At 74.3% G+C, this 26,963-nt stretch carries 22 protein-coding genes and 1 riboswitch; of the genes, 9 read left to right on the forward strand and 13 right to left on the reverse strand.

All coding sequences use genetic code 11. From position 1 onward, the window contains the following. Positions 1–138 precede the first annotated feature (138 nt). Complete coding sequence (locus G9H71_RS25210; RefSeq protein WP_166283550.1) at positions 139–2,658, forward strand: putative bifunctional diguanylate cyclase/phosphodiesterase; 2,520 nt, start codon at positions 139–141, stop codon at positions 2,656–2,658. A gap of 91 nt (positions 2,659–2,749) precedes the next feature. Here G9H71_RS25210 and G9H71_RS15890 read toward each other — a convergent pair whose 3' ends face one another. Next, complete coding sequence (locus tag G9H71_RS15890) at positions 2,750–4,201, reverse strand: alpha,alpha-trehalose-phosphate synthase (UDP-forming) (RefSeq protein ID WP_331273045.1); 1,452 nt, start codon at positions 4,199–4,201, stop codon at positions 2,750–2,752. 292 nt (positions 4,202–4,493) lie between these two features. Here G9H71_RS15890 and G9H71_RS15895 point away from each other — a divergent pair, with 292 nt between their 5' ends. From G9H71_RS15895 to G9H71_RS15915, 5 genes are all read left to right on the forward strand, one after another. Next, positions 4,494–5,621: a peptidoglycan-binding protein gene (locus G9H71_RS15895; protein ID WP_166283551.1), complete on the forward strand. Its 1,128-nt coding sequence runs from the start codon at positions 4,494–4,496 to the stop codon at positions 5,619–5,621. Positions 5,622–5,698: 77 nt separating this feature from the next. Next, a riboswitch (SAM riboswitch) is annotated at positions 5,699–5,832 on the forward strand. 13 nt (positions 5,833–5,845) lie between these two features. After that, positions 5,846–7,105: a threonine synthase gene (thrC, locus tag G9H71_RS15900; protein ID WP_166283552.1), complete on the forward strand. Its 1,260-nt coding sequence runs from the start codon at positions 5,846–5,848 to the stop codon at positions 7,103–7,105. Then, positions 7,102–7,389, forward strand: a complete 288-nt coding sequence (locus tag G9H71_RS15905; RefSeq protein ID WP_166283553.1) for a ubiquitin-like small modifier protein 1 — start codon at positions 7,102–7,104, stop codon at positions 7,387–7,389. The genes thrC and G9H71_RS15905 overlap by 4 nt, the downstream gene beginning before the upstream one ends. A gap of 184 nt (positions 7,390–7,573) precedes the next feature. Further along, the gene (locus tag G9H71_RS15910; protein WP_166172930.1) at positions 7,574–7,774 is read left to right on the forward strand and encodes a cold-shock protein; all 201 of its coding nucleotides are present in this window, start codon (positions 7,574–7,576) and stop codon (positions 7,772–7,774) included. Positions 7,775–8,046: 272 nt separating this feature from the next. After that, positions 8,047–11,139, forward strand: a complete 3,093-nt coding sequence (locus tag G9H71_RS15915; protein WP_166283554.1) for a helix-turn-helix transcriptional regulator — start codon at positions 8,047–8,049, stop codon at positions 11,137–11,139. Between the two features lie 88 nt (positions 11,140–11,227). Here G9H71_RS15915 and G9H71_RS15920 read toward each other — a convergent pair whose 3' ends face one another. Further along, entirely contained in the window at positions 11,228–11,983 is a 756-nt protein-coding gene (locus tag G9H71_RS15920) for a hypothetical protein (RefSeq protein ID WP_166283555.1), read from the reverse strand. A 287-nt stretch (positions 11,984–12,270) separates the two neighbouring features. Here G9H71_RS15920 and groL point away from each other — a divergent pair, with 287 nt between their 5' ends. After that, positions 12,271–13,890 (forward strand): chaperonin GroEL, encoded by a 1,620-nt coding sequence (gene groL, locus G9H71_RS15925; protein WP_166283556.1) that lies wholly within the window; start codon positions 12,271–12,273, stop codon positions 13,888–13,890. A 353-nt stretch (positions 13,891–14,243) separates the two neighbouring features. On the opposite strand, the gene G9H71_RS15930 is transcribed toward groL, so the two are convergent. Continuing rightward, positions 14,244–14,474, reverse strand: a complete 231-nt coding sequence (locus tag G9H71_RS15930) for a nuclear transport factor 2 family protein (RefSeq protein WP_166283557.1) — start codon at positions 14,472–14,474, stop codon at positions 14,244–14,246. A gap of 44 nt (positions 14,475–14,518) precedes the next feature. Between G9H71_RS15930 and G9H71_RS15935 the strand changes: the two genes are divergently transcribed. Then, positions 14,519–14,962, forward strand: a complete 444-nt coding sequence (locus G9H71_RS15935) for a VOC family protein (protein WP_166283558.1) — start codon at positions 14,519–14,521, stop codon at positions 14,960–14,962. A gap of 54 nt (positions 14,963–15,016) precedes the next feature. Further along, the gene (locus G9H71_RS15940; protein ID WP_231134926.1) at positions 15,017–15,640 is read left to right on the forward strand and encodes a hypothetical protein; all 624 of its coding nucleotides are present in this window, start codon (positions 15,017–15,019) and stop codon (positions 15,638–15,640) included. 36 nt (positions 15,641–15,676) lie between these two features. Here the strand turns inward: G9H71_RS15940 and G9H71_RS15945 are convergent, their stop codons facing one another. From G9H71_RS15945 to G9H71_RS15990, 10 genes are all read right to left on the reverse strand, one after another. Beyond that, a complete protein-coding gene (locus G9H71_RS15945; protein ID WP_166283559.1) occupies positions 15,677–18,079 on the reverse strand; it encodes a putative bifunctional diguanylate cyclase/phosphodiesterase in 2,403 nt (800 codons plus the stop codon). 102 nt (positions 18,080–18,181) lie between these two features. Further along, positions 18,182–19,198, reverse strand: coding sequence for a methyl-accepting chemotaxis protein (locus G9H71_RS15950; protein WP_166283560.1), 1,017 nt, complete (start codon positions 19,196–19,198; stop codon positions 18,182–18,184). 4 nt (positions 19,199–19,202) lie between these two features. Beyond that, a complete protein-coding gene (locus G9H71_RS15955; RefSeq protein ID WP_166283561.1) occupies positions 19,203–19,571 on the reverse strand; it encodes a response regulator in 369 nt (122 codons plus the stop codon). Beyond that, positions 19,568–19,858: a hypothetical protein gene (locus G9H71_RS15960; RefSeq protein ID WP_166283562.1), complete on the reverse strand. Its 291-nt coding sequence runs from the start codon at positions 19,856–19,858 to the stop codon at positions 19,568–19,570. Before G9H71_RS15960 ends, G9H71_RS15955 begins: the two co-directional genes overlap by 4 nt. Continuing rightward, complete coding sequence (locus G9H71_RS15965; protein WP_331273046.1) at positions 19,839–22,199, reverse strand: chemotaxis protein CheA; 2,361 nt, start codon at positions 22,197–22,199, stop codon at positions 19,839–19,841. Before G9H71_RS15965 ends, G9H71_RS15960 begins: the two co-directional genes overlap by 20 nt. Continuing rightward, entirely contained in the window at positions 22,184–22,594 is a 411-nt protein-coding gene (locus G9H71_RS15970; protein WP_166283563.1) for a response regulator, read from the reverse strand. Before G9H71_RS15970 ends, G9H71_RS15965 begins: the two co-directional genes overlap by 16 nt. After that, on the reverse strand, positions 22,591–23,466 hold the full coding sequence (locus G9H71_RS15975) for a CheR family methyltransferase (RefSeq protein WP_166283564.1): 876 nt from the start codon (positions 23,464–23,466) through the stop codon (positions 22,591–22,593). The genes G9H71_RS15970 and G9H71_RS15975 overlap by 4 nt, the downstream gene beginning before the upstream one ends. Beyond that, entirely contained in the window at positions 23,463–24,077 is a 615-nt protein-coding gene (locus G9H71_RS15980; protein ID WP_166283565.1) for a HEAT repeat domain-containing protein, read from the reverse strand. Before G9H71_RS15980 ends, G9H71_RS15975 begins: the two co-directional genes overlap by 4 nt. Positions 24,078–24,122: 45 nt before the next feature. Then, positions 24,123–25,211 (reverse strand): chemotaxis-specific protein-glutamate methyltransferase CheB, encoded by a 1,089-nt coding sequence (gene cheB / locus G9H71_RS15985; protein WP_166283566.1) that lies wholly within the window; start codon positions 25,209–25,211, stop codon positions 24,123–24,125. Then, complete coding sequence (locus tag G9H71_RS15990) at positions 25,208–26,836, reverse strand: chemotaxis protein CheW (RefSeq protein WP_231134927.1); 1,629 nt, start codon at positions 26,834–26,836, stop codon at positions 25,208–25,210. Before G9H71_RS15990 ends, cheB begins: the two co-directional genes overlap by 4 nt. Positions 26,837–26,963 lie beyond the last annotated feature (127 nt).

A 26,963-nucleotide genomic window follows, 5' to 3' on the forward strand; every position in this document is an offset into this window, starting at 1 on the left:
TGGGCCGGGCTGAGCTGGGCGGGCCGCAGCTGGGCCGGGCTCAGCTGGGCGGGCCGCAGCTGGGCCGGCGACGTGTGGTCCAGCTCGAGCTGGTCGTAGTCAGTGGACCCCGTGCACAGCCGCCGCGGAGCCCGACGGGTGAGCGCGCTCGCCCGCGGGCTTCGCGGTGTGCGCGGGGTGCGGGCCCTGACGGTGGCGTCGGCGCTCGCGATGCTGGCCCTGCTCCGACTGCTCCCGGCCGGGCCGGCGCAGGGCCCGGAGCTCTCGCACTGGCTGGCCTTCGTCGGGGCCTTCGCGGTGGCGGAGGTGCTCGTCGTCTACGTCGAGTTCCGCCACGAGGCGCACGCGTTCGGCGCCAACGAGATCGTCCTGGCCGCCGGGCTGCTCCTGATCGACGGCGTGGGGCTCGTGACCGCTCAGCTCGCCGGCGCGGCCATCGCCCTGCTCGTCCGTCGGCAGCAGCTGCTCAAGCTCTGCTTCAACGTGGCGCAGTGGGGGCTCTGCGCTGCTGTCGCCGCGGTCGCCTTCGCGGCGGTCGACCCGACGCCGGACGCCGGGTCGGCGGCCACCGTCGCGGCGGTCCTCGGCGCCGTGCTCGCCGGTTCGACGGTCAGCTTCCTCGCCATCACTGCCGTGGTGTGGATGGTCGACGGGGCGCCCGGGCGCGCCGAGTCCGTCGAGGCCCTGCTCGTCGGGTACGTGGGGGCGGTCGCCACCGCGTGCCTCGGCCTGACGCTCGTGCTGCTGCTGCGTACCGGGATCGTCGCGGTGTGCTGCGCCCTTCCCGGAGTGGTCGTCGCGATGGTGTCCTACCGCGCGTACATGGTCGGCCGGGAGCGCCGCCAGCACCTGACCTTCCTGCTCTCGGCGACCCGGGCCCTCAACGCGAGCCCCGACCTCGAGCGCGGGTGGGCCGACGTGCTGGCCGCGCTGCGCGACGCCGTCCGCGCCGAGTGGGCGACCGTGCTCATCGCGCCGCCGGAGGCGAAGGACCCGGCGGAGTGGCTGCAGCTCGACTGCGCCAAGGACGGCGTGCGACCGGTGTTCCGCACGGTCACGGCCGAGGAGGCCGCCGCGCTGCTTCCGCCGCCGGGGTCCGGGGGAGTGCACGACGTACGCCGCCGGCTCGGGGCCGTGGACTGGCTGGCCCGGCACGGGATGAAGTCGGCGATGACCGCCCAGGTGTGCGACGAGCTCGGGCTGCTCGGCCACCTCGTCGTCGGGCCGCGGCTGGGGGAGACCGGCCGCTACGCCGAGCACGACCTCACCCTGCTCGAGGCCCTCGCCAACCAGGTCGGCGGAGCGCTGGAGACGGGCCGGCTCGAGCGCACGCTCTTCCAGATCACCGAGCTCAAGGAGCAGCTGCAGCACGAGGCCCGGCACGACTCGCTCACCGGCCTCGCCAACCGCACGCAGTTCAACGCCGCGCTGTCGGCAGGCCTCGTCGGGACGGGGCCGACGAGCGTCATGATCGTCGACCTCGACGACTTCAAGCGGGTCAACGACGACCTCGGGCACGCGGCCGGCGACGCGCTGCTCGTCGCGGTCGCCGAGCGCATGCGGGCCACGGTGCGCACCCTGGACACGCCGGCCCGGCTGGGCGGCGACGAGTTCGCCGTCGTGCTGCCCCAGTGCGCCGCGGGGGACGCCGAGGAGATCGCCCAGCGGCTGCTGCGCGAGTTCGCGGTGCCGGTCGCGATGCCCGGCGGCGGCCAGCTCGTCCCGCGCGCGAGCATCGGCGTGGCCACGACGGACGCGGTGCGCCGCGACGGCGACGAGCTGCAGCGCCGGGCGGACGCGGCGCTCTATGAGGTGAAGCGCAACGGCAAGGGCGGCGTACGCGCCTGGCACCCGGCGGTCGGCGCGGCCCGCGACCGCCGGCGGCCGCTGCTGGCCGACGTCACCTCGGCGCTCGCGCAGGGCGAGTTCGTCTGCCACTACCAGCCGGTGATGAGCCTGGTCGACGACGCGCCGCTCGGCGTGGAGGCGCTGGTGCGCTGGCAGCACCCCGAGCAGGGGCTGCTGTCCCCGGGCGGCTTCCTGCGCCAGGCCGAGGACTCCGGCTGGATCCGCGAGATCGGCGAGCACGTGCTCCGCTCCGCGTGCCACCAGTTCGTGCGGCTGCGCAGGCACACTCCGCACCTGCCGGCGGGGCTGCAGGTCAACGTCTCGGCGCTGCAGCTGGACCCGACGCTGCCGCGGATCGTGGCCGCGGCGCTCGCCGCGACCGGCATGCAGGGCGGTGACCTTGTGCTGGAGATGACCGAGGGCCTCGCCCTGGACAGCCCCGAGCTGGCCGCCGAGGTGATGGAGTCGGTCGCGGCGCTCGGCGTGCGCTGGGCCCTGGACGACTTCGGGACCGGGTACGCCGCGCTGGACCGGCTGGCCGACCTGCCCGTGGACATCGTCAAGCTCCCGGGCGAGGTGGTGCGCGGCGCGCAGTCGCCGCGGGGCGCCCGGCTGCTGGCCGGGACGGTCGCGCTCGCGCGCACGATGGGGGTCGAGGCCGTCGCCGAGGGCGTGGAGAGCGAGGCCCAGCGTGCGGCCTTGACGGCGGCCGGCTGCCTGCAGGGGCAGGGCTACCTCTGGTCGGAGCCGCTCTCGGCCGACGAGCTCGAGCGGTGGCTCGTGGAGCGGGGCGCGGCGGTGCCGGCCTGACGCTCCTGGATCCAAGGGACCGCAGCGCCGGATCTTCAGCCGCGTCGGCCGGCGGGCGCGGACGGGGCCAGGGGTCGGCCCGCGGACGCGGTCAGGCGTCGAGCGCGTCGACCTGCTCGGCGAACCAGCGCTGGGGCGGCAGCGCGCAGGCCGCCGCAACCAGCCCGCGCGCCCGCTCGCGGCGCTCCTCGGCCGGCATGGACAGCGCGCGGTGCAGCGCCTCGGCGGTCCCGGTCACGTCGTAGGGGTTGACCATCAGCGCGTGGTCGGCGAGCTCGTGCGCGGCGCCGGCCTCGGTGGACAGGACCAGCGCGCACGACTGGTCCGACAGCGACGGGCCCTCCTTGGCGACGAGGTTCATCCCGTCGCGCACCGGGTTCACGAGCAGCACGTCGGCGACGCGGTAGGTCGCGAGGGAGCGCGCGAAGTCGTCCTCGACGGAGATGAGCAAGGGGGACCAGCCCGGCTCCCCGAACTCGTCGTCGATCTCGGCCGCGAGCCGCAGCACGTGGGCGGTGTACTCGCGGTACTCGGGCAGGTCGTGCCGGGACGGGTACGCCCCGGCGACGTGGACGACCCGGCCCCGCCACTCGGGGTGCCGGCGCAGCAGCTCCCGGTAGGCCAGCAGGCCGCGGGTGATGTTCTTCGACAGCTCGGTCCGGTCGACCCTCGCCACGACCTTGCACGAGCCCACCTGCGCCCGCAGCGCCTGCTCCTTCGTCGCGACGTCGGGGCGCTGCGCGCGCTGGCGCAGCTCGGCCGGGTCGATCCCCAGCGCGTGCACGGCGACGCGCGTCGTGCGGCCGCCGTACGTCACGGTGCAGGCGCGGCGGTCGACGTCGGCGCCGAGCACCTGCTCGCAGCAGTCCAGGAACGCCTCGACCCAGCGCGGCGCGAGGAACCCGGCGTGGTCCGCGCCGAGGACGCCGAGCAGCACCTCCCGCGCGATGTCCTCGGGCAGCAGCCGGAAGTAGTCGACCGGTGCCCACGGGGTGTGGGAGAAGTGCGCGATGCGCAGGTCGGGGCGGCGCTCGCGCAGCTGCTGCGGGGTGAGCGTGAGGTGGTAGTCCTGCACGAGCACCTTCGCGCCCTCGGCGGCGTCCTCGGCGAGCGCGGCGGCGAAGGCGCCGTTGTAGCTGACGAACGAGTCCCACTCGCGGTGGAAGGGGGTGTCGAAGTTCGGCGCGGTGGCCGTGGCGTAGAGCAGGTGGTGCAGGAACCACAGCGTGGAGTTGGCGACGGCGTTGTAGGCCCGGCCGAAGGTGAAGGCGTCGATGCCGTCGGCATCGGCGAGCATGCGCACCTGCAGCCCGGCGGTGTCGTGCCCGGCGAGGTCGAGGCGGCCGCGCGGCGCCGCACCCGCCGCCTGCCGGTCGGCGTCCCCGAGGGCGCAGCAGACCCAGAGCGCGTGCGCCTCGCTTCCGACGCTGGTGAAGGCCGACACGAGGCCGCCGCCGCCGCGGCGGCCGGTGAGGCCGCCGTCCTCGCCGTGCACGAACGAGAGCGGCCCCCGGTTGGAGGCGACGAGCAACGAGGCGGGCACCGCCCGAGCCTACGACCGACGCTGCGAGATCTCCGGAACCCAGGCGCATCGTCCGTTAACGTTCGACGTGCACCCGCAGAACGGGCGTCGTCGGCGCGCTCAAGCCCGGGCGGCGGGCGGTCGAAGGACCGGGGGCGACGGACGCCGACGTGCGCCCGTCAGAGTGCACGACCGGTGCTGCGCCGCCCGGACCGCACCGCTCGCCCGTCCTCTGCTCGTTCCCTGCACCGCCCGTGACCGCACTGCCCGTGACCGCACTGCCCGTGACTGCACCCCCTGAGGAGCCCGATCCGTGCGCCTGCCCCGCCGGCTGTCGAGCCTGAGCCCGTTCCTGCTCGTGAGCGCCGTGGTGGGGACGCTGGTCGCGCTCCCGTCGGCGCAGGCCGTGCCCGCCGTGCCCGCCGTGCCTGCCGTGCCCGCTGTGCCGGCGTCGCCGTCCACCGCCACCCTGGACCGGGCCACCATGAGCGGCGGCGACGTGTCGTGGCCGCAGTGCTCGAAGCGGCAGGGCGGCTACGACCTGCCGCTGCCTTCGCGCGGCGCGGGGTTCGTCGTGGTGGGCCTGACCAAGGGCCTGCCGTTCCAGGAGAACCCGTGCCTCGACGCGCAGCTGGCGCACGTCGGCTCGCTGGGGGCGAAGCTCGCCGTCTACTCGTTCGCGGCGTACCCGACCTCCGCGCAGCTCGCCTCCAGCGGCCGCAGCGGCCCGTACGACGGCTCGACCCGGCTGGGCCGGCTGTCCAACGCGGGCTACGCGCAGGGCGTGTGGTCGGCCACGACCCTGGCCCGGCGCTCGGTGTCGGTGCCCTTCGTGTGGCTGGACGTGGAGCCGCGCAAGGTGCAGAACTGGCCGCGCAGCGACCAGGCGGGCAACCGCGCGGTCATCGCGGGCGCCGTCAAGGCGCTGCAGGACGCGGGCTACGGCGTCGGGTTCTACTCCTACGCCAACGGCTGGAAGGAGATCACCGGCGGCATGCGCTCGAGCCTGCCGGTGTGGGCCACGGCCGGGCGCCGCGGCCGGGCGGCGGCCGAGGCGATGTGCGACACCCCGTCGTTCTCCGGCGGCCCGGTCATGATCGCCCAGTGGTACGACAGCGTCCGCGACTCCGACGTGACCTGCGCCCGGATGTCCGGTGCCGTCACGGTCGCGACGAGCGAGCTGGCGCCGTACCGCGGCCTGGTCCTCAGCCGCGGCGACCGGGGCAAGGCCGTGAGCGCGCTGCAGCGGCGCCTCGGCGTGCCCGAGTCGGGCAACTTCAACGCGGCCCTGGAGAAGAAGGTCCGCAGTTTCCAGAAGGCCCGCGGGCTGGCTGCCGATGGGGTGGTCGGCCCGAAGACCTGGAAGGCCCTCGGGGCCACCACGGTCCGCGTGGAGCGCCAGGGCGCGAGCCTGGAGGACACGTTCTTCGGGACCGTCTGACCGGACGTGACGCCGCTCACCCGGGCGGCGTGCCGGGCGGCCATCGTCTACGATGGCTCCGCACGACAACTGAATACAGCTCATCCAGAGGGACTGAGGGAACGGCCCGTTGAAGTCCCGGCAACCCTGGCAGCGTCTCGTCCTCGCGAGGCCCGCTGCGCAGTAGGTGCCAACTCCGGCCTGCGGAACGTCCGCCAGGCGAAGATGAGGAGAGGCCTCGCTTCATGACGCTCCTGAACGCCCCCACGCCCACGCTCGCCGGTGCCTTCGGCAACGCCGTCGCGCTCTCCTGTCGCGAATGTGGCACCCGCTTCGAGCTCGGCGCGGCCTACGCCTGCGAGGAGTGCTTCGGCCCGCTCGAGGTCGTCTACGACGTCCCGCGCCTCACCCGCGAGCACATCGAGTCCGGCCCGCAGTCGATCTGGCGCTACCGCGACCTGCTGCCGGTCCCGGCCGACGTCGCCGCCCACCCGGGCCTGCACCCCGGCTGGACCAAGCTGGTCAAGGCCGACAACCTCGCTCGCGAGCTCGGCGTCAAGTCGCTGTGGGTGAAGGACGACTCGGGCAACCCCACGCACTCCTTCAAGGACCGTGTGGTCGGCGTCGCGCTCTCCGCGGCCCGCCAGCTCGGCTTCACGACCGTGGGCTGCGCGTCGACCGGCAACCTCGCGAACGCCGTGGCCGCCGCCGCTGCCCGCGCGGGCCTGCGCTCGGTCGTCTTCGTGCCCTCGAACCTCGAGGCGGGCAAGACGATCACGACCGCGGTCTACGGCGGCACGCTCGTCGCCGTCGAGGGCAACTACGACGACGTCAACCGGCTCTGCAGCGAGGTCGCGGGCGACCAGCCGTGGGGCTTCGTCAACATCAACCTGCGGCCCTACTACGCCGAGGGCTCCAAGACGGTCGGCTACGAGGTCGCCGAGCAGCTCGGCTGGCACCTGCCCGAGCAGGTCGTCGCGCCGGTCGCGTCCGGCTCGCTGCTGACCAAGGTCGACAAGGGCTTCACCGAGCTGGGCAAGGCCGGGCTCGTGGAGGCCACGCCGTACAAGGTCTTCGGCGCCCAGGCCACCGGGTGCTCGCCGGTGGCGCAGGCCTTCCGCGCCGGTGCCGACATCGTCAAGCCGGTCCGGCCCGACACGATCGCGAAGTCGCTCGCGATCGGCAACCCCGCCGACGGCCCCTACGCGCTCGACGTGGTGCGGCGCACGGGCGGCGCGATCGCGGACGTGAGCGACGACGAGGTGGTCGAGGGCATCCGGCTGCTCGCGCGCACCGAGGGGATCTTCGCCGAGACCGCCGGCGGCGTCACCGTCGCGGTCGCGAAGAAGCTGCTGGCCGAGGGCCTGCTCGACCCGGACGCCGAGACCGTCCTGCTCAACACCGGCGACGGGCTCAAGACCCTCGACGCCGTCGCTCCCGTGGTCGGCCCAACCGCGACCATCGCCCCGTCCTACGACGCGTTCCAGAAGGCAGGCCTCGCATGAGCGTCAGTGTCCGCATCCCGACCATCCTGCGCACCTACACCGACGGTGCCGCCGAGGTGACCGCGGACCCGGGTGACGGCGCGACGCTGGCCGACCTGCTCGAGACGCTGGACCAGAGCTACCCGGGCCTCAAGGGCCGCGTGCTCGACGACTCGGGCAATCTGCGACGTTTTGTCAACGTTTATGTCGGCGACGAAGATGTCCGTTTTGCCGAAGGCCTCGCAACGCCCACCCCGGCGGGCGCATCGGTCTCGGTCATCCCGGCGGTCGCCGGCGGCTGCTAGCGGCTGAGGGCCTGACGGGGCGCTTGCAGACATTTCTCTAGAGGGATGGTCACGGCGTCGTAACGTCACTAGAGTTCGCGCCGGTCGTCCACCTCGTCCAGCCCTGCGCCAGCGGTCAGCGGAAGTGTCGACCCGGGGCCCGCAACACCGCGGGTCCTGTGCAGGCACAGCACAGGGAGTGGCAATGCCTCAGGGCACCGTCAAGTGGTTCAACGGCGAGAAGGGCTACGGCTTCATCGCCGTCGACGGTGGCGCGGACGTCTTCGTCCACTACAGCGCGATCGACATGCCGGGGTTCAAGACGCTCGAGGAGAACGCGCGCGTCGAGTTCGAGATCACCCAGGGCAGCAAGGGGCCGCAGGCGGACAAGGTCCGCGTGGTCTGACGCGCGCGGGCCCGGCCGACGGCTTCTCGTCCGCGAGAAGAGGCCCCGGCCGCTCGGGTTTCGACCCGGGCGGCGGACTCGCGAATTCCGCACCACCCTCAGATCGGCCCGGACCGTCCACCTCTGGACGTCCGGGCCGCTCTGTTTACACCCCGCAATTCCGTTCGACAAGGCAATGTTTGTGGTTCTGAACGGGATGGCGATGGCGAACACGGCCTCGCCCCGGGGAAAGTGCTTTCCGGCTACTGGCGCCGTCCGGGCAGGATGAGGCCGTGCACACGATCCCCGTGGCCGGCCGCGGCCCGGCTCCTCTGGTGGGCCGGAACGACGAGCTCGCCGAGCTGCACGCCCTGCTCGGGCTGGGCAGTGCAGCGGGCGACGTGGCGGCGGGCCGGGCCGTGCCGGGCGGGGCGGCAGGTGAAGCCGTGCCGGGCGGGGCGGCAGCGGGCCGGGCGGTGCTCCTCGCCGGCGAGGCGGGGGTGGGCAAGACGCGGTTGACCGCCGAGGTGCGACGAGCCGCCGGCGAGGCCGGGTGGCACGTGCTGCAGGGCCACTGCATCGACTTCGGCGGCAACACGCTGCCGTACCTCCCGCTCTCCGAGGCCTTCGCCCAGCTGCCGGCGCAGCGCGTCGAGGAGCTGCTTGCCCGCTGGCCCGCGCTCGGACGGCTGCTGCCCGGGCGGCCCGCGACCGGCGGCAGCGCCGAGCCCGTCACGGGGGCGACGGGGGCCGACGCCCGCGCCGAGCTCTTCGACGCGGTGTGGTCCACCCTCGCGCACCTCGCTGCGGACGCTCCGGTCCTGCTCGTCGTCGAGGACGCCCACTGGGCCGACACCTCCACCCGCGAGCTGCTGAGCTACCTGCTGCCCCGCACGGCGTACGCCCGGCTGGGCGTGCTCGTCACGTACCGGACCGACGACCTGCACCGCCGCCACCCGCTGCGCCAGGACGTCCTGCAGTGGTCGCGCAGCGACGCCGTCGCCCGGGTGCAGCTGCGCCCGCTGCCCGTCCCGGCCGTACGCCGGCTCGTGCGCGAGCTGCAGCCTGGCGCCGGCAGCGACCCGGGGGCTCCGGTCAAGGAGGGGCTGGTCGAGGAGGAGCTGGTCGAGCGCATCGTCCGTCGGGCGCAGGGCAACCCGTTCTTCGTCGAGGAGCTGGTCGCGGCCGCGCGCTGGGGGGAGCGGGACCTCTCGGCGGACCTGGTCGACCTGCTGCTGCTCCGGCTGGACCAGCTCGACGAGCCGACGCGGACCGTGCTGCGGGCGATGTCGGTGGGCGGGCCGCGGGTCTCGCACGCGCTGCTCGCGCGGGTGCTCTCCGACGACCGGGGGCAGGGCGCCGTGGACGACGAGGGGGACGGCGGCGCGAGCGGGCTCGACGCGGCGCTGCGCCAGGCGCTCGACCGCAACCTGGTCGTGGCCGAGGGCGGCGGCTACGCCTTCCGGCACGCGCTGCTCGCCGAGGCGGTCTACGAGGACCTGCTGCCGGGAGAGCGGGTCCGGTGGCACCGGGGCTACGTCGCGGCGCTGCAGGCAGGGGAAGGGGCGGGGGCGGCCGCCGAGCTCGCCCGGCACGCCCGTGGCGCGGGGGACGTGGCGACGGCGATCGCCGCGAGCGTGCGCGCCGGAGAGGAGGCGACGGCGGCGGGTGGCCCGGCGGAGGCTGCCCGGCATTTCGAGAACGCCCTGCAGCTGCTCGCCGAGCATTCCCACGAGCAGCCGGAGGAGGAGGCCACGGCGCTCGCCACCGACCTCGTCCTGCGCGCCGCCGACAGCGCGGTGGCCGCGGGCCTGCCGCAGCGTGGCCTCGCGCTGCTGCGCGACGCGGTGGACGCCCCGCGACCCGGCCTCGACGACCGGCAGCTGGCGCTGCTGCTGCACGCGACCGCACGCACCGCCATGCTGCTCGACGCCCCCGTCGACGCGCTCGCCATCACGAGCCGGGCCCTGCGGCTGCCGCCGGCGGCCGAGCCGGGGGAGCTGCGAGCCCGGCTGCTCGCGACCCACGCCCTCGCGGCGCTCGACTGGGGGCGCGACGAGGACGCCGCCCGCTGGGCCCGGGAGGCCGCCGCGCTGGCGCAGGAGGTCGGGCTGCCGGCCGTGCTCGCCGACGCCACGACCACGCTCGCCCGGCTCTCCGGGCTGTCGGCCGGGCCGGAGGTGGAGGCCGACCTGCGCCGCAGCATCGCCGAGGGTCGGGCCGCGGGCGACGCGTCCGCCGAGCTGCGCAGCGCGCACGGCCTCGGGATGGTGCTCTACGAGGCCGGGCGGCTGGCCGAGGCGCAGGAGGCGTACCTCCATGCGGTGCGGCGGGCCCGGGAGCTGCACCGTCCGTGGGCGCCCTACGGCGTGGACAGCCGCGTGATGGCCGGGCTGGTGGCCTACGCACGCGGCGACTGGGAGGAGGTGCTGCGAGTCACCGCCGTCGACGACGAGCAGCCGCCGGGGGCGCTGCGCGCGGTGCTGGCCTCGGTCCGGCTCATGGTGCTCGCCGGGCGCGGCGACGCTGCGGGCCTCGCCGTCGTCGAGGAGCTGCGCCCCTGGTGGGTGCACGACGTGCTGACCGCGATCAACGCCGCCGCGGGCGGGATCGACCTGATCGGGAGCCTCTCCGGCCCGGACCCGGCCGCCGACCTGCTCGACGAGGTCGTCGACGCGGTCGAGCCGCTGCTCGGGACCCGGGTGTTCAGCGCCCGCATCCGGCTCGGAGCGCTACTGCTCGGCCAGTACGCCTCGGCCGCGCTCGCCGGCAGCGCGCGCGAGCGCGAGCGGCTGGCGTCGGCGGGTGAGCTCGTGGTGGCCGCCGTCGAGGAGGCCGCCGCCGCCGCGCCGCGCTTCGGGCCGGAGAGCGTGGCGTGGCTGGCCCGGGCGCGGGCCGAGCACGCGCGGCTGCTGCACGCCGCCGGGCGGTCGGGTGACAGCGCGACCGCGCTCGTCGGTCTCTGGCAGCAGGCGCTCGCCGCGATGGAGCGGTTCGGGCACGTGCCGGAGACCGCACGGTCCCGGGCCCGGCTCGCGGCCGCGCTCCGGGCGGCCGGGCGGGCGGGCGAGGCTGCCGTCGAGGCGGCAGCGGCGCTCGCGGTGGCTGAACGGCTGGGGGCGCGGCCGCTGGTCGCCGAGCTACGCGCCGGGGGCGCGGCCCCGGCCGGCGAGCCCGATGACCCGGACCGGTTGACCGCCCGCGAGCTGGAGGTGCTTGCGCTCGTCTCGCAGGGGCTGACCAACCGCGAGGTGGGGGAGGCGCTCTTCATCAGCGCCAAGACGGTCAGCGTCCACGTGTCCAACGCGATGGCGAAGCTGCAGGCCGGCAGCCGCAACGAGGCGGCGTACGTCGCCCGGCGGCGGGGGCTGCTCCCGTCGGCGTGAGCCGCGGGCTGCTGCCGCCGCGTGTGTGCGGTGACGGGTTGCCGAGCGCTCCGCTGCGCGCGGCCAGGGGCCGGCCAGCTCGGCCGGGCTAGGGCGTGTCGGGACTGCCGTTGCCGGGGCCGGTGCCCTCGTTGCCGCGGCCGGGGCCGGCGGGAGGCGTACCCCCGCCGTCCTCGCCCTCGGGGGCCGCTCCCGGGGCTCCGCCTGCCCGCCACGCCGCGGCCGCGGTCTCGAGCCGGGCTGCGGCGCGCAGGTTGCCCTCGGCCAGCCGCGCCTCGTTCTCGCGCATGCCGGTGTCGCCGGTGGCCTCGCCGACCGCGAAGCGTCCGCAGGCCACGACGCGGTGCACGGCTGCGGCGCGCTCCATGGCGGCGGGCGGGTCCCCGCGCAGCGCCGTGGTCACCACGGCGTCGCCGACCGCGGCGAGGTCCTCCGCGGTCGGCGTCTCGGGCACGCCCGACACGGCGTCCGCCACCGGCGCGTGGCCACGCCCCGAGCGGTAGATGCGGGCCGCCTCGGCCGACTGGCGGGTGAGCCAGGCGCGCAGCAGGTAGAGCGACCAGAGTGCGGCGGGCAGGCCGTCCTCCTCCGGCTCGGCCCACAGCTCGCGCAGCGCGTCCAGGCCGAGCGTCTCGTCCAGCCGGACGAGCTCCGCGGCGAGCCCGGGGTCGTCGCGGCCGGCCGCGAGCAGGGCGCTCGCCGTCGCGTACGCGCGCTCTCGCTTCGCCGCCGGGTCGGAGTCGGGCGCGGAGAGCCAGAGCCCCGGCGCAGGCAGGGGCAGCGGACGGTGCGGCCGGCTCGCCGGCTGCTGGGGCCCGTGGTCGGGGCTGCTGTACTGCGACATCCCGTCCAGTGTGCCTGTCCGGGCGAAGGACCACCGTCGGTACGCCCTGGGCCGAGCCGGCGGGCAGCGGCCGGGGGCTGCCCCGGCGGTGGCCGCGCGAGGCCACGGGCTTGCACTCATCGGGGCAGAGTGCTAATCATGTCGTTAGCACTCTGCAGTAGTGAGTGACAGAACCGAACATCACGCGGCTCAGAGGCGATGAGGCCGAGCGCCATCGCGCGAAGCCCTCCGTCGCGGGCGTCGTCTCGCCGCGGGCACCCACCCTCATCCGGGAGGACCTGTACCGCATGGCCAAGATCATCTCTTTCAACGAGGAAGCACGGCGCGGGCTCGAGCGGGGCATGAACCAGCTCGCCGACGCCGTCAAGGTGACGCTCGGCCCCAAGGGCCGCAACGTCGTTCTCGAGAAGAAGTGGGGCGCCCCCACGATCACGAACGACGGCGTCTCCATCGCCAAGGAGATCGAGCTCGAGGACCCGTACGAGAAGATCGGGGCCGAGCTCGTCAAGGAGGTCGCCAAGAAGACCGACGACGTCGCCGGTGACGGCACGACGACGGCGACCGTCCTCGCCCAGGCGCTCGTTCGTGAGGGTCTGCGCAACGTGGCGGCGGGCTCGAACCCGATCGCCCTCAAGCGCGGCATCGACAAGGCCGTGGGCCTCGTCAGCGAGCAGCTGCTCAGCCAGGCGCGCGATGTCGAGACCAAGGAGCAGATCGCTTCCACGGCCTCCATCTCGGCCGCCGACCCGCAGATCGGCGAGCTCATCGCCGAGGCGATGGACAAGGTCGGCAAGGAAGGCGTCATCACCGTCGAGGAGAGCAACACCTTCGGGCTCGAGCTCGAGCTCACCGAGGGCATGCGCTTCGACAAGGGCTACATCTCGCCCTACTTCGTGACGGACCCCGAGCGCATGGAGGCCGTCCTCGACGACCCGTACGTGCTCGTCGTCAACTCGAAGATCTCCGCCGTCAAGGACCTGCTCCCGCTGCTGGAGAAGGTCATGCAGGGCGGCAAGCCGCTCGCGATCATCGCCGAGGACGTCGAGGGCGAGGCCCTGGCCACGCTCGTCGTCAACAAGATCCGCGGCACGTTCCGCTCCGTCGCCGTCAAGGCGCCGGGCTTCGGTGACCGCCGCAAGGCGATGCTCGCCGACATCGCGATCCTCACCGGTGGCGAGGTCATCAGCGAGGAGGTCGGCCTCAAGCTCGAGAACGCCGGGGTCGAGCTGCTCGGCCGCGCCCGCAAGGTCGTCGTCACCAAGGACGAGACGACCATCGTCGAGGGCTCGGGCGACGCGGACCAGATCGCCGGCCGGGTCAACCAGATCCGCCAGGAGATCGAGCGCAGCGACTCTGACTACGACCGCGAGAAGCTCCAGGAGCGTCTCGCCAAGCTCGCCGGCGGCGTGGCCGTCATCAAGGCGGGCGCGGCCACCGAGGTCGAGCTCAAGGAGCGCAAGCACCGCATCGAGGACGCCGTTCGCAACGCGAAGGCGGCCGTCGAGGAGGGCATCGTCGCCGGTGGTGGCGTGGCCCTCATCCAGGCCGGCGTCCAGGTCTTCGAGAAGCTCGACCTCGAGGGTGACGAGCTCACGGGCGCGCTCATCGTCAAGTCGGCGCTCGAGGCCCCGCTGAAGCAGATCGCGGTCAACGCCGGCCTCGAGGGCGGCGTCGTCGCGGAGAAGGTCCGCAACCTCGAGTCGGGCCACGGCCTCAACGCCGCCAACGGCGAGTACGTCGACCTCATCGCCGAGGGCATCATCGACCCGGCCAAGGTGACGCGCTCTGCCCTGCAGAACGCCGCCTCGATCGCGGGCCTGTTCCTCACGACCGAGGCCGTCATCGCCGACAAGCCGGAGAAGTCGGCCGCTCCCGCCGCCCCCGGCGGCGGCGAGATGGACTTCTGAGAAGTCCGCTTCCGGCAACACCGTTCCACCCGCGAGGGCGGTTCTTCCGTACGGGAGGGCCGCCCTCGCGGCGTTCGCGGGCGTAGCGGGCGAGGGTGCGGTGTCCTGCCCGCCGAGGGGCTTGCTGCGTCGATGGGGACTCGCGCAGTCCGCGCGCGGCGGTGCTGCCGGCTTTGATCACGGGACTTGGCGCACGACGCGCCGGTGTCGTAGAGCCAAGTCCCGTGATCGTCGAGGGCTGGGCGCGACTCCCCAGCGCGTCAGCCGCCCAGCGCGTCGTCGCCTCCGAGTGCCGCCGCCGCCACCCAGCGTCGGCGCCACCGAACGCCGTCGCACCGAGCGCCCGTCGCGCCTCACCCCGCCGGTGGGCAGACCCAGCGGTAGACCTGCCCGTCGCGCAGCGCGGCGGACACCGGCGGCTCGGGCACCGGCCCGTCCCGCAGCAGCGCGAGGACTTCGGCCCGGCCGCGTACGACCGTCCCGTCCGGCGGGGACCACTGGAGGTACGGATGGAGCAGCAGCCGCGCCCGTTCCCGGTCCCCGCCCGCGATCGCACCGCGTAGCTGCGTGACGACGTCGTCCACGTGCGTCAGCATGGCCGGGTCGACGGAGACTTGGAGGCCACCCGGTGAGCGCACAGCAGACGGACGAGAGCTACCCGGCCCTGCGGTCGGTGGTGCTGGACTGCGAGGACGCGCGCGGCCTCGCCGAGTTCTACCGGCAGCTGCTGGGGCTGCGCTACCGGCCGGGGGACGAGCCGCCCGCGGACGGGGAGCCGGATCCCAAGGGCGCGGACTGGCTCGTGCTGGAAGGCGCCGGGACGCAGCTGGCGTTCCAGCAGGTCGAGCACCTGCAGCGCGCGACGTGGCCCGAGGGCGAGCACCCGCAGCAGCTCCACCTCGACCTGACCGTCCCGGCGGGCTCGGAGCTGCTGGTCCAGCACCGGCGCGCGCTGTCGCTCGGCGCGCACCTGCTGCTCGACCGGTCCGACGACTTCGACGAGCCGCTCTACGTCTACGCGGACCCGGCCGGGCACCCGTTCTGCATCTTCGTCAGCGCGCCGGCGTCGTGAGCGGGGCCGCCCCCTGAGTGGTGGCGTACGCCGCGCCGGGGAAGGGTGGGGCGCATGACCGACACGCGCGCCCCCGGCCTGCGCCGCAAGAGCCTGCCCGCGACCGGCCTGCACGCCCTCGGCCGGTCCTCGTCCGGCCTGTCCTCGTCTCGCGTGCGCCGGACGAGCACCCCCGCGGCCCCTGCCGCGCCCGGCCGCCTGGCAGTGCTGGCCCGGGCCGCCGCCGTCGGGGCGCTGGGAGGCCTGGCCGGGTCGGTGGCGATGGCGGCCGGCCAGCGCGTGGAGCGGGCGGTCACCGGCCGGCCGGCGTCGTACGTCCCCGGCCGGACGCTGCTCCTGCTCGCAGGGCGGTCGCCGGGCGACGACCAGCGCCCCGCGGCGGCCACGGCGCTGATGCAGGTGGGCACGGGCGTCGCGCTGGGGGCGCTGCGCGGGGTGTGGCGCGCGACCGGGCTGATCGGCGTACGCGCGGATGTCGTGCAGACGCTGACGCGCGTCATCGTCGACCAGACGCTGGAGAACGCGACGGGAGCAGGCGCCCCGCCGCGGACGTGGCGGCGGGGCGAGGGCGTCGTCGAGGTCGTCCACGCCGCGGTGGCGGCGCTCGCCACCCGCGCCGTCGTGGAGCGTCTCGTCGACCCGGTCCTGGAGTCCCGGCGCGGAACGGCCAGCCACTAGCCGACGCCGGGGACCGGGCCTGCGCGGGACAGCGGGCTAGCCGACGAGGGCGCGGGCGCGCCCGAGCAGCGCCTCGACGTCGGCGACCGGCTGCGGCCGGCCGAGCAGGAAGCCCTGCCCGGTGCCGCACCCGAGCTCCTCGAGCGCGTGCAGCTGCGCCTCGGTCTCGATGCCCTCGGCGACGACGGCGAGGCCGAGCGCGCCCGCCATCGCCAGGATGGCCGTGACGAGCTGGTAGTCCGACTGCTCGGTGCCGAGGCCGGTGACGAAGGAGCGGTCGATCTTGAGCACGTCGACGGGGAGCTCGCGCAGCGCCCCGAGGCTGGAGTAGCCGGTCCCGAAGTCGTCGATCGCCACGCGGACCCCGCGCTCGCGCAGCGCCTCGAGGGTGGCACGTGTGGCCGACGCGTCGCCCATGACGACGCTCTCGGTCACCTCGAGCCCGAGGCAGGCGGCGGGCAGCCGCGTCTGCTGCAGCAGGCGGTCGACCTCGCGGGCGAACTGCGGGCCCTCGAGCTGGCCGGCCGACACGTTGACCCAGACGGTCAGCCCGCGCGCTGCGGCGTGCCGCTCCCGCCACTCGGCGAGGTCTAGCAGCGCCCGCGTGAGCACGGACCGGCCGAGCATCTCGATCAGCCCCGACTCCTCGGCCAGCGGGATGAACACCGCCGGGCTCACGGGGCCGTGGCCCGGCCGGTTCCAGCGGGCGAGCGCCTCGAGCCCGACGAGCTGCCCGGTCTCGAGGTCGATCTCCGGCTGGTACGCCACGTCGAGCCCGTCGGAGGCGATCGCGTCGCGCAGGGCGAGCGCCAGCTCGTTGTCCTCCTGCGCGCGGGCGCGCAACGTGGCGTCGCAGACCCGCGCCCGGGAGCGCCCGGCGGCCTTGGCCTGGTGCATGGCGAGGTCGGCGTCGCTGAGCAGGGCCTCGACGTCGCGGCCGGTGACGCTGGAGACGGCGGCACCGACGCTCGCGGACAGGCGCAGGGCGTGGCCCGCGACGCTGACCGGGACGGCGAACGCCGACACGGCGCGCTCGGCGAGCGCCTGGACCGACCCGGCGGGCACGTCGAGGGCGAGGATCGTGAACGCGTCTCCGGCGTACCTGCACGCGAGGTCGCCCGGCCGGAGCCGCTCGCCGAGCGCGGTGGCCGCGGCTCGGAGGTAGGCGTCCCCGGCGGCGTGGCCGCGGGTGTCGTTGATGAGCTTGAAGTGGTCGACGTCGCAGAACAGCAGCACGTGCTCGCGGTCGCCGGCAGGGGGCGTACGCAGTGCCGCGGCCGCCTCGGCGAGGAAGGCGCTGCGGTTCAGCAGCCCGGTGACGGTGTCGCGGGTCGCGAGCTCGGTGAGGCGGTCGTGGCCGCGCGACTGCTCGATGACGAGCCGCGTGAGGTCGCCGAAGCTGCGCAGCACGTCCCACTCGTACCGGCTCGGGACGCCCGGCTCGAGCCGGTAGAGCGCGAAGGCGCCGAGCACGGTCCGCTCGTCCGAGTGCAGGACCGGCATGGACGCGACGGCCCGGACGCCGGCCTCGGCGAGCAGTTCGCGGACGAAGTCGTTGGGGTAGTCCACGGCGTCCCGGATGACCACCGGCTTGCCGGCGTGGGCGGCCTCGCCGCACGCGCCGTTGCCCGGGCCGACCGGCAGGCCGTCGAGCTTGCGGACGAGCTCGGGGGTGAGGGCGGGAGCGGCGCCGACGCGCAGGGAGCGCCCGTCCGCGTCGGCGAGCATCACCGAGCACGTGACCCCGCCGCCGACGAGCTGGGAGACCTCGCGGGCGAGCAGGTCGAGGGAGTCGGCGAGCGGGCTGCCTGCGGCCACGGCCGCGAGGACGCGGCGCTGGGCGGCCTGCTCGGCCTGCCGGCGGGCGAGGCTCAGCAGCGCGGACACCTGCGCGGCGATGTCCTCCAGCGCCGCGACCTCGGCCGAACTGGCCCCGTCCCGGGAGACGGAGTCGATGGCGCAGACCGCGCCGACGACCTCGCCGTCCTCGTCGACGATGGGGGCGCCCACGTAGTAGCGCAGCAGACCGCTCACGGCTGCCGGGTGGGTGGCGAAGCGCCTGTCGGCGAGGACGTCGGGAACGACGAGCGGGCGCCGGGTGGCGACCACGTGGGTGCACTGGACGAGAGCGGAGTCGACGTCGAGCTCGGGCGGCAGCGCCGTGTCGCTGCGCCCGACGTAGCTCTGGCAGTCCGGGCCGATCAGGCTGACCAGGCCGAACTCCGTGCGCGCGACCGTCGCCGCCAGTCGGGCGAAGGCGTCGAGGTCGGCCGCCCGGTCGCGGGCACCGGGAAGCGCGCGCTCGACCGCGACGGCGCGGGCGGTTGACGCGACCTGCTCCAGGACGTACTCGACCGGGGGCAGCGGCGCCGACCGGTGCAGCGCCCGGCCACCCGGCGTCGCGCCGACCGTCCAGTCCCCACCCATAGCCAACGTCATCGGTAGACCCGTGCCTTTCCTTGAGTGCTTCGCCACCGGACGCCTACCACCGGTGGGCCGGTCCCGCCCGCCGCGCGGAGCGGGCGTGCCGGGCGCAGCCCACTAGAACAGCTCGATCGCCGGGGACGCCGTCGCGCCCTGCTCGTGGCCGGCCGCCGTCGCGTGCACCGCGCGCTGGCGCTGCGACACATAGGAGGAGGAGAGCTCTGTGACCGCGTCGTCGAGCGGGAGCAGCGACCCTGCCGGCGCCTCGCCGCGCAGGTGCTCGGTCACCGTGCCGACCCGGGCGCCGAGGCTCGCGAGCGCGCCGCCGACGCCCTCGAGGGTCTGCCGCGTGATGTCCTGGAACTGGGTCTGGGCGAGGATGTCGTTGGTCCGCGCACTGAGCGAGTGCGCGGACGCCTCGACCTGCTCGATGGCCGACTGCGTGCCGGCCACGGTGTCCGTGAGCATGCCGGCCATGTCGTGCTGCGCAGCGGCGATCGACTCCAGCCGACCGTTGATGGCCGCCGAGCTCGACGCGCCCGCGGCGTCGCTGCTGCCGAGCCGCTCCTCCATCAACCCGGTGACGCGGGAGATGCCCTGCCGGATGTCCTCCGCGGCCGCTGCGGACTGGCGCGAGAGCTCGCGCACCTCGTCAGCCACCACCGAGAAGCCCTGCCCCGCTGAGCCGGCGCGCACAGCCTCGATCTTCGCGTTGAGGGCGAGGATCGTGGTCGCGCGCGCGACGTTCGCGATCGCCTCGACGTAGCGGTCGAGCCCGCGCACCTCCTCCACGAGGTCGAGGACCGCACGGTCCCGCTCGGTCACGAGCGAGACCAGCTGCTCCACGGACTCGGCGCTCGTACGGGTCGCTGCCGCCACGCGCTCGGCGTCCTCGCCGCTGCGGCGGGCGAGGTCGCGGGCGAACTCCGAGAGCGCCTCGGCCTCCGCGTCCGCGTCGCGGGCGCCGTTCATCACGCCGAAGGCGGCGTCCTCCGTGTGGGCCACGACGTCGCGAAGCTGCGCGGCGACGACGTCCAGCAGCGGGCGTGCCCCCTCCAGGGCGCGTGCCGCGGACGCGACGTCCGGCATCCCGGCGGACTCGCGCTGCTCGGGCCTGCTTGCCAGCCGGCGCATGTCCTCACGCTCCCGGCACGACCTGGCGCACGACACCCAGCAGGGCGTCGGGCTGCACCGGCTTGACGAGCCAGCCGGTGGCACCAGCCTTCTTGGCCTCGTCGCGCTTGGCCTGCTCGGACTCCGTCGTGAGCATCAGGATCGGCGTGAAGCGCAGCCCGGCCTTGCGCGCCTCACGCACGAAGGAGATGCCGTCCAGGCGCGGCATGTTGACGTCGCTGATGATGAGGTTGGGCTTGAGCCCCTTCTTGATCTGGTCCAGGGCGTCCTGCCCGTCGCGGGCCGTCTCGACGGCCATTCCGGCCTTCGTGAGCACGGACTTGATGCTCATGAGCATGGTGGGGGAGTCGTCCACGAGCATGACGGTCTTCATGATGCTTCCTTCGAGGAGTTTGCGAGAGGCTTCTGGTCCGGCGTCGCGGCGAAGCGCTCGAGAAGAGGGGCGACCCACGCCCTGAGAAAGGCGTCGGCAGGAAGGACGCTCACCTTTACGCGAGCGGCCAACAATGCCTGCAGGGCCGCGGTGTGCAGGTGCGAGCAGTCGCGCAGGTTGACCCGGGGACCGGCCGTCTGGCGCAGCCACGCCGCGAGCGGCTCGGCCTCCTCGACGGTCACGGTGCCCTCGAGCACGGCGGTACGGCTACCGAGCTGCAGCGGCACGGTTGTTCAACTCCTTCACGTCGAGGACGAGCAGGACCAGCCCGTCGCCCAGCAGGGCGGTGCCGCAGTAGCCGGGGGTGCCGGCGAGCAGCCCGTCGAGCGGCTTGAGGATCACGTCGGTGTTCTGGTGGAAACGGTCGACGACGACGCCGAGCGGGCCGGTCGCGGTCCGCACGACCAGCACGCTCACCTCGTCGCCGCGGTCGGCGGCCGGAAGGTCCAGCAGCCCCGCGAGCGGCGCCAGCGGCACGATCTCGTCGCGCAGCACCAGGACCTCGCGACCCGCGACGCGGGTGACCGAGCTCCACGGGGTCCGCACGGTCTCCACCACGTCGTCGATCGGCACGCCGAACCGCTGGCCACCAGCCGTGATCAGCAGCACGCGGGAGACCGCCATGGTCAACGGCAGCCGCAGCCGGATCGTGAGCCCCTGCCCTGGGCGGGAGTCGGTGGTGACCGTCCCGCCGAGCCGTTCGATCGCGCTGCGCACCGCGTCCATGCCGACCCCGCGCCCGGACACGTCCGAGACCTGGTCGGCCGTCGAGAACCCGGGAGCGAAGATGAGTTCGGCGATCTGTGCGTCGCTCATCGACTCGAGGGCGGACTCCTCGACGATGCCGCGCTCGTAGGCCTTGCGGCGCACCCGCTCGACGTCGATGCCGCGGCCGTCGTCGGCCACCTCGACGAGCACCGCGTCCCCGTCGGGGACGGCGCGCAGCAGCAGCGTCGCCTCCTCGGGCTTGCCCGCTGCCACGCGCTCCTCCGGCGGCTCGATGCCGTGGTCGAGGCTGTTGCGCACCAGGTGCACGAGCGGCTCGGCGAGCATCTCGATGACGTCCTTGTCGGCGGCGGTCTCCTCGCCCTCCTGGACGAGGCGGACCCGCTTGCCGAGCTTGCGCGACAGGTCGCGGACGAGGCGGGGAGCACGGGCGAACGCCGTGGACACCGGCAGCATGCGGACGTCCATGACCGCCTGCTGCAGCTCCTCGCTGACGCGGCTCACCACCGCGTACTCGTCCTTGATGCGCCGCGCGAGGACCCGGTGCCCCTCCTCCTCCGCAGCGGCGGCGACGAACGGCAGCGAGTTCTTGGCGACGACTAGCTCGCCGACGAGGTCGAGCAGCCGGTCGACCTTGGACTGCTCGATCTTGAGGATGCGGCTGCCGGCGGTGGCGTCCTCGGTGGCGGGCTCGCCCACCGGGCCGTCCGCGGACCGCTCGGCTCCCGCGTCCTGCTCGTCGACGGGAGCGGTGCGTTGCGCAGGCACCACGGGGCTCCCTGCGGCCGCGACGAGCGCGTCGACCCAAGCGAGGACGGCCTCGGGGCCTGCGCCCTCGGCAGGAGAGGTGACGCTCAGGCCGAGCGCGGAGGCGGCGCGCAGGGCCACCCGGACCGCGGCGGTCACGGACGCCGGAGTGGGTACACCGGCGGCGAGCACGCGCCGCTGCGCGGCGAGCAGCCCGACGAGCACGCGGTGCTCCTCCGGGGCCTCGGCCTCCGTCGGGGCCTCCGCTTCATCCCCGCCGTCGAGCAGTCGGGCGAGAGCGGCAGCCGTGACCTCGACGACCTCCACCTGGTTCGGGACGTAGCGGAAGACGTACTGCACTTCCTGCATCGCAGCTCGGGTGAGGGCGGTGAACCGCAGCACGCTCTCGTACTCGTCGAACTCGGTGACGGCGGGCAGGTCGTCCGGGGCCCGGACCTCGAGCACCTCGAGCGCGGGCACCTGGCGGACGAGGTGCAGCGGGTCCTCACCGCGGAAGAAGCAGCCGTCGTCCGGGCGGTAGTCCAGGGCCCGGATGCTCGCGCCCGTCGCTTCGAGCCAGGGCAGCAGCCCGCGCAGCGTCTCCTCGCCCAGGTCCAGCACCCACGGCGCGAGGACTGTCGGCGCGACGGGCGTCGCGGCCACGGTCACCGTGACCGGGCTCGACCCCCCGGCGTCGTCGCCGAGGGCCGTGCGCAGCCGGCGCGCGATCGCCTCGCCCGTGGCGGCGGCGCTCGCGGGCGCCGAGCCGGTCGCCTCGATGACGGGGATCCAGGCGCGTACGGCGTCGAACGCGGCCAGCAGGCCGTCCACCATCTCGGCGTCCAGTGGAAGCGCTCCCGATCGGACGGCGTCGAGCAGGTCCTCGGCGGCGTGGGTCAGGCGCGTGAGCTCGGGCAGGTCGAACAACCCCGACGAGCCCTTGAAAGTGTGCGCGGCGCGGAAGACCGCGTTCACGAGGTCGACGTCGGCGGGGTCCCGCTCCAGGCGCAGCAGGCCCTCGTCGACCTCGGCCAGCAGGTCCGCCGCCTCGGCGACGAACTGGGCGAGCAGCGGGTTGGTCACGACGCGCTCCACGGTGCGGGTAGGGAAGAGGTGAGCACGCCGGCGACGTGCTCGAGCAGGTCCGGTGCGACCGGCTTGACCAGGTAGAGGTTCGCGCCGGCGCGGTAGGCGTTGTCCGCGTCCGGCTCGTCGGCCTCGGTGCTGATCGTCACGACCGGGCAAGTGAGGGCGACCTCGTCCGACCGCAGCCGGGTGAGCAGCTCGTACCCGTCCATCTGCGGCATGTTCACGTCCACGACGAGCAGGTCGTACGCGGTCGCGAGGGCGAGCTCCAGCGCCTCGAAGCCGTTGCCGGCCTCATCGACGTCGAAGCCGGCCGAGCGCAGGATCTCGCCGTGGTAGAGGCGGACCGTGGGGGCGTCGTCGACGACCAGTGCCCGCGGCCTGCTGGTGTCCTGGTCGCTCATCGCGCTGCTCCGATCGGCGGACGCCGGTAGACGATGCCCTCCGGGAGCCGGACGGGCGTGAAGATGGGGGAGATGCGGCTCATCGACTCCGAGTGGCCGAGGAACAGGTGGCCACCGGGGCGCAGCGCCCCGAAGAGGTTCTCCGCGGCACGGCGCGAGGAGACCTCGTCGAAGTAGATGAGCAGGTTGCGGCAGAAGATGACGTCGAAGTCGCGGTAGGCGCGCATCGACTCGCTGTCGCAGACGTTGACGACCCTGAAGTCCATGGCGTCCCGCAGGTCTTGCTTGACGCGGTAGGTCTCGGCGTCGACGCGGTCGAACCACCGAGTCCGCACGGCGAGCGGGACGCGCTGCATGGACCGGGGGCCGTACTCGCCGCGCTGGGCGAACGACAGCACCCGGGTGTCGATGTCCCCGGCCACGATCTCGACGTCGAAGTCGTCGATGTCCTCCCAGTCCTCGAGGAGCCGCAGCCCGATCGAGTACGCCTCCTCGCCCGTCGAGCACGGCAGGCTGAGGATGCGGATGGGCTGCGAGCTCCCCGTGGCCCTGCGCTCGGCCGCGATGGCCGGCAGGACGCTGTGCACGAGGCCCTCGAACTGGTGGTCCTCGCGCAGGAAGTAGGTCTCGTTGACCGTCAGCTCGTTGATGAGCTGCTGGGCGAGGGCGGGGTCCGCGCCGAGCCGGAGCCCGGCGAACCACGCGTCGAAGCTGCCGCCGTGCTTGCGAACGCACGACTGCACCCGCTTGTCGACGAAGTAGCGCTTGCTCTCGGCGAACTGGATCCCGGTGCGCCGGTAGACCCACTCTCGGACACGGGCGAACTGTGCTTCGGACAACGCGGTGTCGTCGGTACGTGCCGCGGTGCTCATGGCTGTCCCGTGCGGGCCGCGAGGAACCGCAGGTAGGGGTTGTCGGGGAAGCGGCCCGCGGCCGTTGCGGCGAGCTCCTCGGCGATGTCGCCGCCTATGGTGACCGCGACGTCGACCGCCGCGGCCACCACGTTCGCATCGGCGTCGGAGTCGACGACGGGGCGCAGCCACTGGGGCACGTCGGGGTGCGACACGGCGGAGAGCACCATCACGGCGAGCACGCGGACGTCGGCGTCCGCGTCCTGCAGCACGCCCCCCTCGACGAGGGAAGCGACGGCGAGGGGCATCGCCTGCAGCGCCTTGACGGCTGCGTTCCGGCGCGCGGCGTCCTCGCTGCTCAGGTCACGGCCGAGGGCTGCGCCGACAGCGGGGGTGTCGTGGCCCGCCAGCGTGGTCAGGACGGCGTCGCGCGCGGCCCCGTCGTGCTCGGACGCGAGCGCGTCGAGCAGCGCGGGGACGGCGTCCGCGTCGCCCCACAGGTCGAGCGCGGCGCGGCGGCGCTGCTCGGCGTCACCGTCGCGCAGCTGCTGCTGCAGCCCGGACGAGTCTCTGACGGCCTCGCGCCGCTCCTCGCCCGTCGGCACCTGCGCGGTGCGTCGTACCAGCCCCATTGTCGTGCCTCTCGTGTCTCGGATGTTGATGTGTCTCCTGCCGGCTCAGAGCCAGGCCGCGAGCTGCGCGGGGATGTCGTCCGAGTGCAGCACGCGGGTCGCGCCGCCCCGCGCGACCAGCTGCCCGGGCATGCCCCAGACGACCGCGGACTCCTCGGACTCCGCGATCGTGCGCCCGCCGCGGGAGTGCAGCTCGGCCATCTGCTCCGCGCCGTCGTCGCCCATGCCCGTGAGCAGGACGCCGACGACGCGCCGCGGGTCGATCACCTCCATCGCCGACTGCACGAGGCGGTCGACGCTGGGGTGCCAGCGGTAGGACGGCCCCGCCGGGGCCGGCCGCACGACCAGGCCCTCGGCCCGCCGGGCGACCACCATGTCCGCGTCGCCCCGCGCGACGTAGACGTGCCCCGGCCGCACGGGCGTGAGCCCGGTGACCTCCTGCACCGGCAAGGGGCAGGAGGCGTCGATCCGCCGGGCCAGCGGGCCGGTGAACGACTGCGGCATGTGCTGTGCCACGAGCACCGGCGCCGTGCAGCCCGCCGGCAGCTGCGCCAGCAGGTCCGACAGCAGCGCGGGACCGCCGGTGCTGGCGCCGAGGACGAGCAGGTCGACCTCGCCGCGCGCCGACCCCGCGCCCGCGCTCCGGGCCGTCCCGGAGCGCGGCGCGGGCGCCGTCGCGAACGACTCCTCCCGCGCCCTACGCAGCCGGGCGGCGAGGCCTCCCGTCCGCGTGCGTGCCCGCGCCGCGCGGCGCACCTTGTCGACCAGCTCCTCGGCCGCGTCCCGCATGTTGAGCGAGACGGTGCCGCCGGGCTTCTCGACGTAGTCGACGGCGCCGAGCTCGAGCGCCTCGAGCGTCACCAGGGCCCCGCGCTCGGTGAGCGAGGAGACCATGACGACCGGGCAGGGGCTCGTCCGCATGATCTCGGCCAGACAGGTGAGCCCGTCCATCACCGGCATGTTGATGTCGAGCGTCACCACGTCGGGGCGGACGCGCGGGAGCTGCTCCAGCGCGTCCTCCCCGTTGCGGGCGAGGTGGACGTCGAACCCCTCCGCGTCGAGGAGCATCGTCTTCAACGCCTTGCGCATCAACGCGGAGTCGTCGACGACGAGCACCTTCGTCGCGGCGGTCATGCCGCTGCCCCGGTGTCGTGCACCTCCTCGGCCAGGAGGGCGACCTGCTCGGGGCCGAGCAGCTCGCTCGGCTCGAGGACGAGCAGCATCCGCCCCTGGCCGGGGAGGTTGGCGACCCGCGCGACGACCCGGGCCTGCTCCGCGGAGAGCTCGGGCGCCGCCTCGAGCTCGCCCCCGGCGACCTTCGCCACCTCTGCCACCGAGTCCACCACGAACCCGGTCCGCACGCCGCCGATGATTAGCACGACGATGCGCTGGCGTTCGTCGCGCTCGAGCCGGCGCAGCCCGAGCCGCGTCCGCAGGTCCACGACCGGCAGGACCGCGCCGCGCAGGTTCACCAGGCCCTCGACGAAGTCGAGCGTCTTGGGCACGCGCACCAGCGCCTCGGGCACCCGGATGATCTCCTGCACCGCGTCGACGTCGACGCAGTATTCCTCGCCCTCCAGGCGGAACACGACGAGCAGCTCGTCGTCGCCGCGGCCGTCGTCGGTCATGTCGTCCCGTCCCTTCTCCGCATCGGCCGTCGAAGCCGCGGCGCTGTCCGCCGCCGTGACGTGGTCGATCGCCTGCAGGTCTCGGTCGTCCACCAGCGCGTCCGCCGACAGCACGGACACGAGCCGCCGGCCCTCCTCGAGGCGGCAGACCGCCTCCACCTCGTTGCGCCGCCCGCCGCCGGAGACGACGTGCGGCAGGCCGCCGACGAGCTCCATGGGCACCCGGAGCACCTCCCGGACGGTGTCCATCACGACGCCGACGAGAGACTCGCGGCCCTCCCGCTCGACCGTGATGACCACGATCCGGTTGTGCGGCTCGAGCTCGGTGACGGGCAGGCCGAAGACGCTGCGCAGGCTGACCACGGGCAGCAGCCCGCCCCGCAGGTCCATGACCCCGAGCACGCGCCGCACCGCGTTCGGCACGGCCGTCACGCGCTCCGGAGCCTGGACGATCTCCTGCACACGGTCGATCGGCAGGGCGTACTCCTGCCCGTCCACCGCGAAGCTCACCAGCTCGAGCGTGTCCGTCGACTCCTCCTCGGTCGCCTGGTCGCCGGGCGACCAGGCGGCCGAGGCCGTCGAGCCGCCGGCAGTGTGCCGGCCGAGGGCCGCGAACTCCGTCGCGACCAGGTGCTCGACGTCGAGGACGGTCGTCATGCGCCCGTCCCCGGCCTTGAGCACCGCGGCCAGCAGGTCTGAGCGGACCGTCGACTGCACCGAGTCGGCGCTCTCGACCTGCTCGTCCTCGACGGAGATGACCGCGGCCACCCGGTCGACGACGAAGCCGAGGGTCGCGCCCGCGGACTCGACGACGACGACTCGGGTCGCCTCGTCGTGCTCCCTGCCCGCCAGGCCGCAGCAGCTGCGCAGGCTCACGACCGGCAGGACACGGCCGCGGAGGTTCGCCAGGCCAACCAGGGCCGACGGTCCCAGCGGCACGCGGACCACCTCGGGCATCCGGATGATCTCCTGGACGCGCTCCATCTCCAGGGCGTACATCTCGCCCTGCATCTCGAACGTCACGTAGTCCCGGCCGCTGTCCAGCTCGTCCTCGGCGCCCGCCATCGGGGGCTCCGAGGGCGCGGCAGCCACGGCCTCATCGACAGCGAACTCCGCTTCGGCGATGCTCATCGCACCAACCCTTCTTCGTAGCTCGAGGTGGTCAGGCGTTCTGCAGCTCGTCCGCGAGTGCCGCGATCTCCTCGATGGCGACCGCGAGCTCCTCCGCGCCGGTGCTCTGCTGCCGCGCGGCGGCGGC

The sequence above is a fragment of the Motilibacter deserti genome (assembly GCF_011250635.1).
GTDB classification, from domain to species: Bacteria; Actinomycetota; Actinomycetes; order Motilibacterales; family Motilibacteraceae; genus Motilibacter_A; species Motilibacter_A deserti.

Bases quoted from the DNA above. Each gene is read 5' to 3' on its own strand.
- G9H71_RS15920 (WP_166283555.1), bottom strand. From the start codon at position 11,983: ATGTCGCAGTACAGCAGCCCCGACCACGGGCCCCAGCAGCCGGCGAGC.
- G9H71_RS15940 (WP_231134926.1), top strand. From the start codon at position 15,017: ATGACCGACACGCGCGCCCCCGGCCTGCGCCGCAAGAGCCTGCCCGCG.
- G9H71_RS15970 (WP_166283563.1), bottom strand. From the start codon at position 22,594: ATGAGCGACCAGGACACCAGCAGGCCGCGGGCACTGGTCGTCGACGAC.
- G9H71_RS15945 (WP_166283559.1), bottom strand. From the start codon at position 18,079: ATGACGTTGGCTATGGGTGGGGACTGGACGGTCGGCGCGACGCCGGGT.
- G9H71_RS15975 (WP_166283564.1), bottom strand. From the start codon at position 23,466: ATGAGCACCGCGGCACGTACCGACGACACCGCGTTGTCCGAAGCACAG.
- groL (WP_166283556.1), top strand. From the start codon at position 12,271: ATGGCCAAGATCATCTCTTTCAACGAGGAAGCACGGCGCGGGCTCGAG.
- G9H71_RS15980 (WP_166283565.1), bottom strand. From the start codon at position 24,077: ATGGGGCTGGTACGACGCACCGCGCAGGTGCCGACGGGCGAGGAGCGG.
- thrC (WP_166283552.1), top strand. From the start codon at position 5,846: ATGACGCTCCTGAACGCCCCCACGCCCACGCTCGCCGGTGCCTTCGGC.
- G9H71_RS15955 (WP_166283561.1), bottom strand. From the start codon at position 19,571: ATGAAGACCGTCATGCTCGTGGACGACTCCCCCACCATGCTCATGAGC.
- G9H71_RS15910 (WP_166172930.1), top strand. From the start codon at position 7,574: ATGCCTCAGGGCACCGTCAAGTGGTTCAACGGCGAGAAGGGCTACGGC.
- G9H71_RS15905 (WP_166283553.1), top strand. From the start codon at position 7,102: ATGAGCGTCAGTGTCCGCATCCCGACCATCCTGCGCACCTACACCGAC.
- cheB (WP_166283566.1), bottom strand. From the start codon at position 25,211: ATGACCGCCGCGACGAAGGTGCTCGTCGTCGACGACTCCGCGTTGATG.
- G9H71_RS15950 (WP_166283560.1), bottom strand. From the start codon at position 19,198: ATGCGCCGGCTGGCAAGCAGGCCCGAGCAGCGCGAGTCCGCCGGGATG.
- G9H71_RS15990 (WP_231134927.1), bottom strand. From the start codon at position 26,836: ATGAGCATCGCCGAAGCGGAGTTCGCTGTCGATGAGGCCGTGGCTGCC.